Below are 15131 nucleotides of genomic sequence, written 5' to 3' on the forward strand. Positions count from 1 at the left end.
GGCCTTACCGTCAGGGCCATGATGACTATCCCGGCCCCCGCACCGCGCTCCGACTGGCGCGCCCCCGCCGCCGCCTGCACCACCGTGGTGCTGTGGGCCTCCGCCTTCGTCTCCATCCGCAGCGCGGGCGAGGCCTACTCCCCCGGCGCACTGGCCCTCGGACGGCTGCTCACCGGCTCACTGGCGCTGGGCGCGCTCCTGCTCGTACGGCGCGAGGGCCTGCCGCCCAGGGCGGCCTGGCCGGGGATCATCGCCTCCGGGCTGCTGTGGTTCGGCCTGTACATGGTGGTGCTCAACTGGGGTGAGCAGCAGGTGGACGCGGGGACGGCCGCCATGGTCGTGAACATCGGGCCGCTGCTGATCGCGCTGCTCGGCACCCGGCTGCTCGGCGAGGGCCTGCCGCGCCGGCTGGCCCTGGGGATGGGCGTGTCCTTCGCGGGTGCCGTGGTCGTGGGGCTCTCCATGTCGGGGAAGGGGAGTTCCTCGGTCCTGGGCGTGGTGCTCTGCCTGCTGGCCGCGGTGACGTACGCGGCCGGGGTGGTCGGCCAGAAGCCCGCGCTGGGGCACGGCTCCGCGCTCCAGATCACCACGTTCGGCTGCCTGGTCGGCACGGTGGCCTGCCTGCCCTTCTCCGGTGCGCTGCTCTCGGACGCCGCCGGCGCGCCCCTGTCCGCGACGCTGAACATGGTCTACCTCGGCCTCTTCCCGACCGCGCTGGCCTTCACCACCTGGGCCTACGCGCTGGCCCGCACCACCGCCGGGCGGATGGGCGCCACCACCTACGCGGTGCCCGCGCTCGTCGTGCTGATGGCCTGGCTGCTGCTGGACGAGGTGCCCGCGGCGCTCACCATCGGCGGCGGGCTGCTCTGCCTCGCCGGGGTGGCGGTGTCCCGGACGCGGCCGCGGGCCGGGCGGACGCCGACGCGCACCGCCCGGCCCGTCGGCACGAACCGGGGCTGAAGCGCGTTCAGAACACCACCAGGGCCCGGCCGCCCCTGCCGGCGATCATGTTGTCGAAGGCGGCCGGGATGCCGTCGAGCCCGATCCGCTCCGTGACCATCATGGAGAGGTCGAAGCGGCCCGCCGCGATGTGGCCGGCCAGCACCGGCAGATCGCGGGCCGGGTCGCTGTTCCCGTACACGCAGCCGGTCAGGGAGCGGCCCCAGTGGAAGATCTCCAGGGCGTTGAAGGTCACCTCCTGGTCCTTGCCGCCGATGCCGACGACCGTGGTGCGGCCGCCCCTGCGGGTGGACTCCCAGGCGGTACGGATGGTGGCGGCCCGGCCGACGCACTCGACCGCGACGTCCGCGCCCTGGCCGCCGGTGAGGCCGCGGATCTCGCGGGGCGTGGTGGCGGAGGCGATGACGTAGTCGGTGGCGCCCGCCTTCCGGGCCAGCTCCTCCTTCTCCGGGGAGACGTCCACCGCGATGATCCGCGAGGCTCCCGCGATCCGGGCCGACTGGAGCACCGCGAGGCCCACGCCGCCGACGCCGAACACGACGACGGACTCGCCCGCGCGGACCCGCGCGCTGTGGTGGACCGCGCCGTACCCGGTCAGCACCGCGCAGCCGAGCAGCGCGGCGTCGGTGAGCGGGACGCCGTCCGGCGCGGGCAGCACGCAGTTCGCGGCGACCACGGTCTCCTGCGCGAAGGCGGCGACGTTCAGTCCGGGGTGCAGCTCGGTGCCGTCGGCGGTGCGGGCGTGGATGTTCGCGGCGCCGGCCAGGGCGTTGGCGCAGAGCCAGACCTCACCGATCCCGCAGTGGTGGCAGTTGCCGCAGGAAGGAGCCCAGTTGAGCACCACCCCGTCGCCGGGCGCGACATGGCCGACGCCCTCGCCGACGGAGACGACGGTGCCCGCTCCCTCGTGGCCCAGGACGGCGGGCACCGGCACCCGCATCGTGCCGTTGGACAGCGAGAGGTCGGAGTGGCAGACCCCGGCCGCGGCGAGCCGGACGCGCACCTGGCCGGGGCCGGGCTCCGGGAGTTCGATGCCGGTGATCTCCAGCGGGGCTCCGACGGCGGGCAGTACGGCGGCGCGGACCACGGTCTGGCTCCTTGCTGATCGGGGGGTGCGGGTTCGGGAACGTGCTCAGAACTGGAGGGACTTGGTCTGGAGGTACTCGGCCAGGCCGTGCGAGCCGAGTTCGCGGCCGACGCCGGACTGCTTGTAGCCGCCGAAGGGGGCGAGCGGGTTGAACCGGCCGCCGTTGATGTCCACCTGGCCGGTCTCCATCCGGCGGGCGAAGGCGACGGCCTCCGCGTCGTCGGCGGCCCAGACCGCGCCGGCGAGCCCGTACACGGTGCCGTTGGCGATCCGCAGCGCGTCGTCCTCGTCCTCGTACCTCAGGATCGAGATGACCGGGCCGAAGATCTCCTCCTGGGCGATGGTCATCTCCGGGGTGACGTCGGCGAACACGGTGGGGCTGACGTAGTACCCCGTGGGGAGGGGCGCCCCGGGGCCGCCGGCCACCACGCGGGCACCCTCCTCGACGCCCTTCTCGATGTAACCGCGGACCCGGTCGCGCTGCCTGGCGTTGACGAGCGGGCCGACCCGCTCGCCGGGTACGTACTTGGCGACGGCCGCGGCGGCGAGGGCGACGGCCTCCTCGTACCGGTCCGCGTCCACCAGCATCCGGGTCCAGGCGCTGCACGTCTGGCCGGAGTTGGACATCACGTTGGCGACGCCGACGCCGACCGCCCTGGCGAGATCGGCGCCGGGCAGGATGACGTTGGCGGACTTCCCGCCCAGCTCCAGCGCGACGCGCTTGACCGCGCCGCCCGCCGTCGCGCCGATCTGCTTGCCGACGGCGGTGGAGCCGGTGAAGGAGACCAGGTCGACGTCCTCGTGCCCGGCGAGCGCCTGTCCGGCGACCGGGCCGAGGCCGGTGACCAGGTTGAAGACCCCGGCCGGCAGTCCGGCCTCCGCGGTGGCCTCTGCGAACAGCTGAGCGGTGAGCGGGGTGTCCTCCGCGGGCTTGAGGACGACGGTGCAGCCCGCGGCGAGCGCGGGGGCGACCTTGGCGACGATCTGGTGCAGCGGGTAGTTCCAGGGGGTGATCGCGCCGACCACACCGACCGGCTCCAGCAGCACGGTGGAGTTGCCGTGCCGCTCCTCGAAGGCGTACGTCGCGGCCAGTTCGGCGTACGAGCCGGCCACCAGCACCGGCACCCCCGCGTGCACGGCCTGTGACATCGGCAGCGGCGAACCGAGCTCCGCCGTGACGGTCGCGGCGATCTCGTCCTTGCGGGCCGCCAGGACGTCGCGCAACGCGCCGATCCGGGCGGCGCGTTCGGCCGGCGGGGTCGCGGCCCAGCCGGGGAACGCGGCGCGTGCGGCCCGTACCGCTTCATCGACGTCGGCCGCCGTTCCGGCCGGGACGTGGGCGATGACCTGCTCGTCCACCGGATTCACGACCGCGATCGTGTCCGTTCCCGCGGCCGGCCGCCAGGCGCCGCCGATGTACATACCGTCGTGGGCCTTCATGGCTGTTCCTCCCGGGCACGGTGGCGGACGGGCTCGTCCGGACCCCAAACTAGCGCCGTTAGTTTTCGGGCGCCAGAGACACAGGTCACGCCAACCCTGCCCGTCCGGCCGCCCGGTTACATGTCCAGCCCCGGCACATCTCTCGGCAACGGGCAGATCCGGCGCCCCTGGTGGTCGAAGACGTACAGGTGCGCCAGGTCCACCAGCAGCGGGACCTGGCCTCCGGTGCGCAGCCGCATGTCCGGGCCGGTGCGCACCACGAGGTCGCTGGCCGTGACGGCGGGCCGGTCGGGGCTGCGCACGGGCGGGGCCGGCGTCCCGGATTCCGGTGCGTCCAGGACGGCGACGGAACCACCGAGGTGCCCGGCGGCGCGATCCCGCAGCCGCCCCAGCACCCCCGATCCGCCCTCGGCGCCCCGGCGCCTGCGCTGGGCGCCGCGATCCTGGCGGGCCGACTCCAGGTCCGGCACCACGGCGGGCCGCGAGCCGGTGTTGAGGTGGACCAGCGCCTCGTGCCCCTGGTACTCGACGTGCTCGACGATGCCGCTGAGCGCGACCTCACCCGGACGGGCCTGGCTCGGCGGGGCGATCCGGACCGCTTCGGAACGCAGTCCGACGATGATCCGGCGGCCCTGCTGGATCCGGAGCAACTGGTGGTCGGGGCTGAGCGGTTCGGGCAGCGGCAGCCGCTGGCGGCCGAGGTCGATCGACATCCGCTCCTCCAGGGGCGCGTGCACGACGGCCTGGAGCAGGTTGATCCTCGGGGTGCCGATGAACGCGGCGACGAACACGTTCTCCGGCAGCGCGTACACCTCGCGTGGCGGGCTGACCTGCTGGAGCACTCCCCCGCGCATCACGGCGACCCGGTGGCCCAGCGACATCGCCTCCGCCTGGTCGTGGGTCACGTAGACGGTGGTGACGCCGAGTTCCCTGGTGAGCTGGGATATCTCGGCACGCAGGTGGTTGCGGAGCTTCGCGTCGAGGTTGGAGAGCGGCTCGTCCATCAGGAAGGCGGAGGGCTGGCGCGAAATGGCCCGGCCCATCGCGACCCGCTGGCGCTCGCCACCGGAGAGCTGGCCGGGGAGCCGGTCCAGGACGCTCTCGATCCCGAGCATCCTGGCCGTGTTCTCGATGCGCTCGTTGTGGTCCCGGCGCGGGTTCTCCAGCTTCAGCGGGAAGCCGATGTTGGCCCGGTTGGTCATGGTCGGGTACAGCGCGAAGTTCTGGAAGACCATGGCCATTCCGCGTTCGCGGGGCGTGAGGTGGTTGGCCGGTTCACCGTCGAGCAGCACCTCGCCCTCCGAGGCGTCCTCAAGACCGGCGATCATGCGCAGCACGGTCGATTTGCCGCAGCCGGAGGGGCCCAGCAGGACGACGAACTCGCCCGGGTCGATGGAGAGCGAGAGACGGTCGACGGCACGCGAGGACCGCCCGTACGCCTTGCTGACATTGTTCAGAGTGATGGCGCGAGTCATGTGGTTCCGCCCGGAAGGATGGTGGTGGAGCGGTGGGGAGCGGCAGCAGTGGCCTGAAATTAACCCACGGGGCGGAGTGAGGGAATGTTTCGCGCAAACCCCGCGGGGCACGGTGGCCGCCGGACCGGAAGTGCCAGCTGCGATTCCGCTTCGGCCCGGGTCCTGTCCGCGCGCCCGCGCCGGACCGTCTCAGTCCAGTACCCGCGCCAGGTACGCCTGGATCAGTACCCGGGTCTCGGTGACGATCGCGTGGTCGCCGGAGGGGTCGATGCGGAAGGCGAGTTTGAGCAGGGCGTCGGTGGCCTCCACGCAGACCAGGACGGTGCGCACCAGGTCCTCGTCCGAGGTGCGGCCCAGGTGCCCGCAGAGGAGGTCGGCCAGCCGGCTCGCGACCCGGTGGTTGGCGTCGTCGGCCGGGTCCTCGTCGGGCGCGGGGGCGCCGAAGTCGATCAGGGCGAAGCCGGGTACGGAGCGCTTCATCGCGAGGTACTCGTCCAGCACGGCGTCGATGGCGCGGCGCCAGTCGTCGGCCGGGATGACGGCCAGCCGGGACGTGATGCGCTCGGCGTAGCTGTCCAGGTTGCGCAGGGCGAGGGCGTCGGCGAGGGCCCGCTTGTTTGAGAAGAAGCGGTAGACGGAGCCGATGGGGACCTCGGCGCGTACGGCCACGGCCCGGGTCGAGAGCTGTTCGTAGCCGGTCTCGTCGAGGAGTTCGGCGCAGGCGTCGAGTATCCGGGCGAGGCGTTCGGCGCTGCGCTGCTGTACGGGGGCGCGGCGGAGGTTCGGTTTCACGTGGGGCACGGGCTCCATGATGCCGTGGGCCTCCTTCACCGGGCGTAAGGACTCGGTCCGCATGGGGCCGGGACGTGCGGGCCCGGCGGGGCGGCCGGTGAGGACCAGGACGTACTTCGGCCCGGCCCCCGCCGCCCGCCACCACGCCGCCGGTCAAGCGCGGAGAGGACTGCGGATCTCGCCGTGAGCCTCGTCGTCTACCAGGGCAGCGGGCCCTCCGCGTCGAAGTAGCCGCCGGTCGGGCCGTCCGGACCCGGTTGAGCCATCCGGACAATGATCTCGGCGCCCTGCTCGACGGTCTGCGTGCCCTCGTGCCGGTTCAGGTCGGTCGAGGTGTAGCCGGGCTCCACCGCGTTGATCCGCATCCGCGGGAACGCCATGGCGAACTGCACGGTCAGCATGTTGACCGCGGTCTTGGAGACCGGGTAGGCGGCCCCCGGATACCCCTTGCCGGCCTGGGCCAGCGAGGCCAGTCTGCTGCTGACATTGACCACGACCGGGGCGGCGGAGCGCTCCAGCAGTGGCAGGAAGGCGTGGGTGACCCGGACCAGTCCGAAGACGTTGGTCTCGAACACCTCGCGCATCACGTCGGCGGTCAGCTCCGCGGCGCCGATGATGTCGCCTCCCGGTGACCGCACCTCGATTCCGGCGTTGTTGACCAGGACGTCGAGGCCGCCGTCGGCCTCGACGGTGGCCGCCGCGGCGGCGACCGACGCGTCGTCGGTGACATCGAGTCGCACGAACCGGGCGCCCAGTTCGGCCGCGGCCGCCCTGCCCCGCTCGGGGCTGCGCGCTCCGACGTAGACGGTGTGTCCCGCCGCGACGAGGCGGCGGGCGGTCTCGCGGCCGAGGCCCTTGTTGGCCCCGGTGATCAAGGTTGTCGTCATGGGGTACAGCTTTCCCTCCGGGGTGTCGCGGCCGACCAGTGGTTTACGACGCGGTCCGAGCGGGACGCCGGGGCACGTCGCGCGACCGCCTCCCGCGCACCGGCTCAGGCGATGAGCAGGCTCAGTCCGCCGACGGTGTACGCGATCATCAGGATCAGCAGCGGGAGTTGGCCGGCTATCGCGCGGCCGGGCGGGAAGAGCCGTACGGAACGGTCGTGGGCGGCGACGACGCCCAGGACGTGGCCGAGGACGATCGCGAGGACCTGGAGGGCGGCGACACCGCCCGGACCCAGGGGCGGCTCGGGCGGGGCCGGATTGTCAGTGCCGAGTGCCACCATGACTGTACGTGGGCCTTCGGTGACGAAGAGTGTGAAGTAGTGGGCGACGAGATAGCCGAGCGCGATCGGGACGAGCGAGTGCGCGAAAGCGGTGAGGGGGTGCGGGAGCCGGCCGGAGAGCAGCCGGGTGGCACCGGCGCAGAGCGCGTAGAGGGAGGCCACGAGGGCGACGGCGCCCAGGAGTCCGAGCGTGGCCGCGGTGGTACGGCCCAGCGGGGAGGTCTGGACGGTGGTGATCCAGGAGGGTGCGTCGGAGAAGCCGTCGTAGGCGGTGGAGCCGAGCATGACGCAGACGGTGGCGACGAGTCCGGGGAGCTGGGGTGTGGCGTCGAGTCCGTTGAACGGGGAGCGCAGGACCAGGCGGCGGTCGGCGGGGCGGCGGCCCAGCGGGGAGAGCCTGGCCAGCAGCCCCGAGTAGGCCTCGAAGGCGTCGGCGTGGTCGAACCAGTGGGCGCCGTGGCGGGCGGCGCCCCCGAGGTGGACGGCGCAGTACAGGGCGAGGAAGAGGAGGAGCGCGGTGGGTGACGCGGGGTCGGGGGCGACGAGTTCGAGCCAGGTGAAGGCGAGCAGCCCGGCCGCCGCCGGCCACATCCCGAGGCGTTCGGGGAGGGGCCGGCCGGCATCGGGGTCGCGCCCCAGCGCGCGGCAGGCCAGGAGGTGGAGGGTGCGCAGCGGGTTGAGCAGCCGCCAGACGGGGCCGAACAGCAGGGAGGCCGGTACGAGTCCGACCCACAGGAGTACGTAGACGGCGCCGGGGGCCGGGTTGCGGTCCGGGTCGGCCGGGCCGAGGAGGAGGTGCAGCACGACGAGGAGCGCGGCGGCCAGGCCGAGAGCGCGGGCCGCGACGCGGGTGGCACGCGCGTCGGCCACGCGCTGGACGGTGGCCGGCAGCGGCCGGCCCGCCAGTTCGCCGCGGAACCGCGAGGAGGACCAGAGCAGCCCGAGCGCGAGGAAGGAGACGAACAGCGCGGCGAAGGCGCCCGCGAACGCGTAGAACGGCGAGAGCGGCAGATCGTGCTGGGCGCCGATGCCGTGAGCGAGGACGTCCACGGCGCCGGGGGCCGGTCCGGTGCCGCCGGCCGAAGCGGCCGAAGCCGCCGGACCGGCCGTCACCGTACGACGAGTTGGGTCAGGAGCAGGTCGGACTCGTGTGTCTCGACCTCGAAGAGCCCGGTGCGGTCGGCGGTGAAGCTGAGGGTGACGGTCCGGCCGGCGGGCAGCCGCGCCTCCTTGTCGTAGCCGTGCACATGAAGGGTGTCGTCGTGGTCGCTGCGGACCTTCAGCCGGACGGTCCGGCCCTTCTTGATCTCGGCGCGCCCCGGCGCCGGGCTGACCTTGCCGTCGCGGACGGAGATCTCCAGCGTGGTGCCGGGGCCGGGTGCGGCGGGGGTGGTGGCGGCTGCGGTCGTCGGAGTGGCGGCGAGGGCGGTGGTGGCCTGGACCGGCTGGGCGCCGACGGCCCAGGCGGTGTGGTCGTCGGCGTAGAGGCGGGCGGTGAGTTCGGTGCCGCCCCCGGCACCCCGGAGCAGTGACTCCGGCAGGTGGAACCAGGCGCCGTAGACCCGGGCGAGCGGATGGCCGTCGAGGAAGAGGCGGGCGTGGCCCCGGCCGAGGAGCGCGCCGCCGCCCACACTGTCCGGGGTGAACCGGAAGTTCCGCACCGAGAGGTGGACGTTCCAGCCGTCCTCCGAGTCGGGACGCACGGCGACGGTCACCTCCGGAGCGCCCTCGGCGTCGACCTGGCGGAGCCGGTGGCCGGAGCCGTCGTCGGAGGACAGCAGCCGGCCGACGCTGCCGGTGGCCTGCTCATGGCTGGTGCCCGGCTTGTGATGGGTGGTGGCCCGTCCGCCGCAGGCGCCCGCGCCGAGCACGAGGGCTGCGGCGGCGAGCACGGCGAGGGCGGCCCTGCGGCCCCGCTGCGGGCGGGAGGCAGCCGCCACCTGATCGTGGGTGCGGCCCTGCGGGCCGCCCTGGGTGTGGTCCTGAAGGCGTGTCACGAGGCGTCTCCGTCCGTGGCGGGGCCTGCGGTGGCCGGTGGTGGCGGGGTGCCGTCCGGCTCGGGGGCGGTCGCGCGGCCGGTACCGGCAGCCGGCACCCGGCCCGGATCCTGGCCACGGGCCCGGCCCGCGCCCGCACTCCCGTCCGCGCCCGCACTCCCGTCGGCACCCGCGTCCGAGCCCCGGCCCGCACCCGCGTCCGAGCGCCGATACGTACCCACACCCGCACCCCGGTCCGCACCCGCCCCCGTCCCCCCGGCCGGGTCAGCGTCCGCGCCCGGCGCCCGGTCCGCCGCCCCCGCACCCGACTCCGTACCCCCGGCGCCGTCCCCGTCCGCCCTCCCGGTCCCCCGCTCGCCGTGCCGGGCGGCGGCCACCACGGCCCAGACCACCCAGACCACGCCGAGGAGCCCCCGCACCCAGGCGGGGCTCAGCGGGATCCACGGGATCATGAACACGCCCTTGTCCAGCGCGTCGAGCAGCGTGAGCGCGCCCAGCAGCACCGTCGTCGAGCCCAGCCCCGGCCGCCCCCGCCGCCGCAGCACAAGACCGGTGCCCGTCCACCACAGCCCGGTCAGCAGCAGCGCGACAGCGGGCAGGTAGCCGGCGGCGAGCCCCATGGTCGACCCGGCCACGTCGAGGCCGAGGCCGATGAGCCCGAGGACCGAGGCCGCCGTGGCGAGCCGGCTCGACCGGAGCCTGCGCCACCACAGCACGCCGCCGACGAGCACGAGCACCAGCGCGATGCCCAGGGCCGCCTGCAGTTCGATGCGTTCGATCCCGCGTGCGCCGTACCAGTCGCAGCCGGCCGGCAGCCGTCGCGCCTGCACGTTGTAGTCGGCGCAGACCAGCAGCTGGGCGAGCTTGACGGGTTCGCCCATCAGCCGGTCGGTGCGGCCGGTGACCGCGCCGCGCTCGTCACCGCAGGCGGGCAGCGAGCGGGGGGTGGAGGGACCCGCGTCCGACTGCCAGCAGTTGCCGTCGCCCTGGCCGTCCCACCAGACGTCGGTGCGGTTGGGCCGCGCGTTGCCGGCCTTGTCCGTGCCCAGGTGGTTGTTGGCGTACCGGTTGTGGTGCGAGGTGTCGGTCTGTTTGCCGAGCGCGCTCTCGCCCCGGATGAAGGCGGGTACGGCACTCAGGAAGAAGGCGGCGCGCTGCTGCCCGTAGACCCAGTTGTTCTCGTAGATGTTCCAGTTGCCGCCCGCGGTGATGATGCCGGTGCCCGGCGGCATGGAGATCTGCGGGCAGACCACCCCGTTCTCGTAACCGCGTTCGACCGGCGGCTTGGCGCAGGTGCCGTCGGCGACGTACGGGTAGTAGTCGGCGTTGTTGTCGTGGATCAGGTTGCGCTCGAAGCGGGCGTGGTTCTGCGGCAGCCCGGGGTGGCCGGGGAAGGCGCTGTCCATCGAGGCGCCGCCCATGTTGTGGTCGAACTCGTTGTCGTGGACGTAGACGGAGTCGCCCGCGGTGCCGGAGTAGCCGACCATGTTGTGGTGGCTGTGGCAGCCGGTGATCTCGATCGAGTAGCGCGGGACCTTGTAGCCGTAACCGTCGTTGATGTTCGACGCGCTGCCCGGGTAGATGCCGGAGTCGCCGTTCCCGTACGACTCGCAGTTCTTGTAGAGGCCGTGGTCGCTGGCGAAGGTCAGGAAGCCGTACTCGTCGTTCCAGCGGGTCAGCACGTCGTCGATGACGAAGCCGTCCTGGGCCAGGATGTACAGCGAGTTGAAGGTGGTGCGCTGGGCGGTGAAGTTCTTGAAGTAGACACCGTCGGAGCCGTCCGCCCGGATCGCGTTGAGCTTGCGGTACTTGGCGTCGATGACGACGTCCGTGCGCTCGGCGCCGGTGCCCTCGATCTGGAGGTCCTTCTTGCCGAGGATCGCCACCAGGTTCTGGTTGTGCGGGCACTTCGCCTGCTGGGCGTAGCTCAGGATCTGGTAGCCGAGCTGGGAGTTGGGGGCCTTCAGCCGGGAGCACGCCCCGGTGGGCGCCGGCAGCGAGGGCTCCTCCTCGTAGAGGCCGGGCAGGATCGCGATGTTCCTGCCGGGGCCGGTGACCGCGTCGACTGCCTGCTGGAGATGGCGGTAGCCGGACTTCTGGCACCGGTCGAAGAGCTTGAGGTTCCTGGAGCGCAGGGCGTCGGGGAAGCCCGATATCCGGTGCTCGAAGTCGGCCCGGTCGCTCTTGCAGACCAGGAGGTCCGGCTCGCCCGCGCGGTGCACCGGGACGCTGCCGGTTCCGTCGGGCAGGGTGACCGGACGTTCCTCGTGCGCCTGGGCGGCCGGGGCCGTCAGGAGGGCGGCGGCGAGCGCCGCCAGGATCACCAGGAGTCTACGTGTCCACGACATGTGCCGGAGAGTAGAGCATTGTTCAACTTTTGGAACCCCCCTGTGCGCGACGAATGCCGTTGACTCGCCTCCTTTTGATTCCTACGGTTACCCATAGGATTCCTTCGGCACCGGGAGCGCACATGAGTGGCATCGAGCAGGCGAGGAAGACGGCGGAAGGGCTGGAGCACTCCGCCGGTTTCGGCAATCAGCACAGCTCGGAGGCGGCGCCGGGGGCACTGCCGCACGGTCGCAACTCGCCGCAGCGCGCACCCCTGGGGCTCTACGCGGAGCAGCTGAGCGGCTCGGCGTTCACCGAGCCACGGGCGCACAACCGCCGCTCGTGGCTCTACCGGATCCGCCCCTCCGCTGCCCATCCGCCGTTCCGCCGGATCGACAACGGGGCCGTCCGCACCGCCCCGTTCACCGAGACCGTCCCCGATCCCAACCGGCTGCGCTGGGACCCGCTCCCTGAGCCCGCGCCCGGCACCGACTTCCTGGCGGGCCTGTGGACGCTGGGCGGCAACGGCGACGCGGGGCAGCGCAGCGGCATGGCCGTGCACCTCTACCACGCCAACACCGCCATGACGGACCGGGTGTTCAGCGACAGCGACGGCGAGCTGCTGATCGTCCCCGAGCACGGCGGCCTCCTCATCCGCACCGAACTGGGGCTGCTGCGCGCAGAACCGGGCCACATCGCGCTGATCCCGCGCGGTGTCCGCTTCCGGGTCGAGCTGCTCGACGCCACCGCGCGGGGCTACGTCTGCGAGAACTACGGGCAGCCCTTCACCCTCCCGGACCTGGGCCCGATCGGCGCCAACGGCCTCGCCAACGCGCGGGACTTCCTCGCCCCGGTCGCCGCGTACGAGATCGTGGAGCGCCCGGTCGAGGTGGTCAACAAGTTCTGCGGCAACCTCTGGTCCGCGACGTACGACCACTCCCCGCTCGACGTGGTCGCCTGGCACGGCAACCACACCCCGTACGTCTACGACCTGCACCGGTTCAACGTCATCGGCTCGGTCAGCTACGACCACCCGGACCCGTCGATCTTCACGGTGCTGACCTCCCCCTCGGACACCCCCGGTCTGGCCGGGGTCGACTTCGTGGTGTTCGCCCCGCGCTGGCTGGTCGGCGAGGACACCTTCCGGCCGCCGTACTTCCACCGCAACGTGATGAGCGAGTACATGGGCCTGATCGAGGGCGCGTACGACGCGAAGACGGCCGGCAAGGGGGGCTTCGTGCCCGGCGGCGGTTCGCTGCACAACATGATGTCCGCGCACGGACCGGACCGGGAGACCTTCGACCGGGCGAGCGCGGCGGAGCTGAAGCCGCAGAAGATCGACGACGGTCTGGCCTTCATGTTCGAGACCCGCTGGCCCGTCACGGCGACCGGCCAGGCCACCACCGCCGGCCATCTCCAGCACGGCTACGACGACGTGTGGCAGGGTCTGAGCCGCAACTTCCATCCGTAGCGGGCCCCCTCGCGCCGGTCCCCCGCGGCAGTGCCCCGCGCCGGTGCCACGGGGCGGTGCCTCCCCGTGCCAGTGACGACGAATACAGGTGACCCGGTGTCGCAGACCCCTCTGAAGCCCCCCGCGCCCCAGGGGGCCGCCTTCGCACCCGACTCACTGGTCCTGAACCGCAAACTGCCGCTCTGGTACCAGGTCTCGCAGTCGTTGCGGGCCTCGATACTGGGCCGCACGCCGGACGCCACGCTGCGGCTGCCGACCGAGGAGCAGCTCGCCGCGCACTACGGCGTCAGCGTCCTCACCATGCGGCAGGCGCTCAAGGAGCTGGAGACGGAGGGGCTGATCAGCCGGCACCGGCGGCGCGGCACGTTCATCGAGCCGCGCGCCCGCCGGGTGTCACCGGTCCGGCTGCTCGGCTCGATCGACGCGATCGTCGCCCAGCAGTCGGGCGAGCTGACCACGCTGCTCGACCACGGACCGCTCGCCGTGCCGGGCGATGTCGCGGAGCACTTCCCCGGCTGCCCGGAGGTGGTCGGCTACCGGCGGCTGCGGTGCGAGGAGGACTCCGGCGAGCCGACGAACTGGGCGCAGAACTGGCTCCGTCCGGAGGTCGCGGCCGCACTGGACCCGGCGGACCTGGAACGCTGGCCGATGACCAAGGTGCTGCGCGACCGGGTCGGGGTCCGGATCGCGAGGATCACCGACACGGTCGAGGCCAGACTGGCCGACCCGGTCACCGCCGATCTGCTCCGGGTCCCGCTGCTCAGCCCGATCCTGTACTACACGGGCGTGACGTACGACGAGAGCGGCCGGGTGGCCGATGTGGCGCAGATCCGTTACCGGGGCGACCGGTTCTCGTTCTCGGTCACGGTGGAGGCGCACTGACCCGGCCCGGTACCCGCGCGGAGGCGCCCTGACGCGGGGTCCGGCGGCGCCGTTACGATGCCGGGGAAGGCGGCAGGCGTGGCGACGGGGAGGACGACACGGTGGCAGCTCCGGCAGCGGCCGGCTCCGGCGAGGACCCGTGCGGCCCGCTCCTCGACGACCTCATGCCCTGGTCCGTACGGCCGCTCAGGACCGGACGCGCCTGGGTGACGGCCCCGGACGCGGCCTCGCTCAGGGCCCGCTGGGAGCGGCTCGCGCGGGCCCAGGACGCCGAGCGCGACCGGCTCTTCGGCCCCACCCGTTCCCGTACCCCGCACACTCCGGTGGCCGCGCTGCCCGGACAGACCACCGGCACCGCCCGGTTCGCCCGCGAGCCGGGCCCGTGCCCGGAGCCGGTACGGATCCTGCACGGCCCGTACGACGAGCAGTGGCTGCTCCCCGACCACCGGCTGATAGACGCGGCCCGGCCCGAACTGTGGCGGGTGGCCGACGAGCACCAGCTCTTCGTGGTCGAGCACGGCCGGATCCCGCAGGACACCGGGCCCGCGCTGTCCGTGACGGCGCTGCTCCCCGACGGGCACTCCCCCGCGGGACGCCCCGGCCGGATCCGGCCGCTCTACCGGCGCCCCGGCGGCCTCGAACCCAATCTGGCGCCCGGACTGCTCGCCCTTCTGCGCGCCCGGCACGGGGACGCGGTCTCCCCGGAGTCCGTGCTCGCGTGGATTCTCGCGGCGGCCCGGCACTCCCCGGCCGGCTGCGTGGTGCCGCTCCCCGTGGACACCACTCGCTGGACGGCGGGGGTGGAGCTGGGGCGGGAGCTGCTGCGGCTCCAGCTGCGCGGGGCCCGCGGCGGGGAGCGGCCCCGGCTGCCCGGCGGGCGCCGCCCGTATGTGCGGTCCGCCGTGCCGCCCGCCCCGCAGGAGCTGTCCTACGACGCGGAGGAGCGGGTGCTGCGGATCGGCACGGGCCGCATCTCGCCGGTGGACGCCGGGGCGTGGGAGTTCCGGGTGGGTGGCGTACGGATGCTGGAGCTCTGGTTCGAGCGGCGTACGGCGGTGGCCGGGACGGGCGGCCTGGAGGCCGTACGCCCGTCCGCCTGGCCGCAGGAGTGGACGTCCGAGCTGCTGGAACTGATCACGCTGCTCACCCTGCTGGACGGACTGCGGCCCCGGCAGGAGGCGCTGGCGCCCGGTGCGGGGATCGGTGCGCGGGAGCTGCGGGCGGCGGGGGTGCTGCCGGTGCCGGCCGGGGCACGGCGGCCCGCCTCCGTGCTCGGTCTCCAGGAGGAGGGGCCGGACGGCCAGTTCGCACTGCTGTGAGCGCGGGCCGAGCAGGCTCCGACCGCGCCCGGCCGGTCACACCGTCACACCGTCACGCGGTCACGCGGTCACGCGGTCACGCGGTCACGCGGTCACGCGGTCACGCGGTCACGCGGTCACGCGGTCACGCGGTCACGCGGTCACGCGGTCACGCG

12 protein-coding genes are annotated in these 15131 nt (G+C 73.3%); 4 read left to right on the top strand and 8 right to left on the bottom strand.

All coding sequences use genetic code 11. From position 1 onward, the window contains the following. Positions 1-18 precede the first annotated feature (18 nt). Entirely contained in the window at positions 19-960 is a 942-nt protein-coding gene (locus ACIP89_RS31535; RefSeq protein WP_401931914.1) for a DMT family transporter, read from the top strand. 7 nt (positions 961-967) lie between these two features. Here ACIP89_RS31535 and ACIP89_RS31540 read toward each other — a convergent pair whose 3' ends face one another. The 8 genes from ACIP89_RS31540 to ACIP89_RS31575 all read right to left on the bottom strand — a co-directional run bounded on the left by ACIP89_RS31540 (position 968) and on the right by ACIP89_RS31575 (position 11324). After that, positions 968-2047, bottom strand: a complete 1080-nt coding sequence (locus ACIP89_RS31540; RefSeq protein WP_402117869.1) for a zinc-binding dehydrogenase — start codon at positions 2045-2047, stop codon at positions 968-970. A 45-nt stretch (positions 2048-2092) separates the two neighbouring features. After that, positions 2093-3487, bottom strand: a complete 1395-nt coding sequence (locus ACIP89_RS31545) for an aldehyde dehydrogenase family protein (RefSeq protein ID WP_402117870.1) — start codon at positions 3485-3487, stop codon at positions 2093-2095. A 116-nt stretch (positions 3488-3603) separates the two neighbouring features. After that, positions 3604-4962 (bottom strand): ABC transporter ATP-binding protein, encoded by a 1359-nt coding sequence (locus ACIP89_RS31550; protein WP_401930587.1) that lies wholly within the window; start codon positions 4960-4962, stop codon positions 3604-3606. A 189-nt stretch (positions 4963-5151) separates the two neighbouring features. Further along, a complete protein-coding gene (locus ACIP89_RS31555; protein ID WP_401930584.1) occupies positions 5152-5772 on the bottom strand; it encodes a TetR family transcriptional regulator in 621 nt (206 codons plus the stop codon). 179 nt (positions 5773-5951) lie between these two features. Further along, positions 5952-6641: an SDR family NAD(P)-dependent oxidoreductase gene (locus tag ACIP89_RS31560; protein WP_402117872.1), complete on the bottom strand. Its 690-nt coding sequence runs from the start codon at positions 6639-6641 to the stop codon at positions 5952-5954. A gap of 104 nt (positions 6642-6745) precedes the next feature. After that, entirely contained in the window at positions 6746-8029 is a 1284-nt protein-coding gene (locus ACIP89_RS31565; RefSeq protein ID WP_402117920.1) for a hypothetical protein, read from the bottom strand. Between the two features lie 59 nt (positions 8030-8088). Then, the gene (locus tag ACIP89_RS31570; protein ID WP_401932026.1) at positions 8089-8919 is read right to left on the bottom strand and encodes a hypothetical protein; all 831 of its coding nucleotides are present in this window, start codon (positions 8917-8919) and stop codon (positions 8089-8091) included. A 53-nt stretch (positions 8920-8972) separates the two neighbouring features. Next, positions 8973-11324 carry a right-handed parallel beta-helix repeat-containing protein gene (locus ACIP89_RS31575; protein ID WP_402117874.1) on the bottom strand — a complete coding sequence of 784 codons (2352 nt, stop codon included), beginning with the start codon at positions 11322-11324 and terminating at the stop codon, positions 8973-8975. A gap of 122 nt (positions 11325-11446) precedes the next feature. Between ACIP89_RS31575 and hmgA the strand changes: the two genes are divergently transcribed. The 3 genes from hmgA to ACIP89_RS31590 all read left to right on the top strand — a co-directional run bounded on the left by hmgA (position 11447) and on the right by ACIP89_RS31590 (position 14976). Then, positions 11447-12775, top strand: coding sequence for a homogentisate 1,2-dioxygenase (gene hmgA, locus ACIP89_RS31580; RefSeq protein WP_401930577.1), 1329 nt, complete (start codon positions 11447-11449; stop codon positions 12773-12775). 96 nt (positions 12776-12871) lie between these two features. Continuing rightward, a complete protein-coding gene (locus tag ACIP89_RS31585; RefSeq protein WP_401930574.1) occupies positions 12872-13657 on the top strand; it encodes a GntR family transcriptional regulator in 786 nt (261 codons plus the stop codon). A 101-nt stretch (positions 13658-13758) separates the two neighbouring features. Beyond that, positions 13759-14976 carry a type ISP restriction/modification enzyme gene (locus ACIP89_RS31590; protein WP_401931898.1) on the top strand — a complete coding sequence of 406 codons (1218 nt, stop codon included), beginning with the start codon at positions 13759-13761 and terminating at the stop codon, positions 14974-14976. The last annotated feature ends 155 nt before the right edge of the window (positions 14977-15131 follow it).

The sequence above is a fragment of the Streptomyces sp. NPDC088730 genome (assembly GCF_044751215.1).
Lineage (GTDB): Bacteria > Actinomycetota > Actinomycetes > Streptomycetales > Streptomycetaceae > Streptomyces.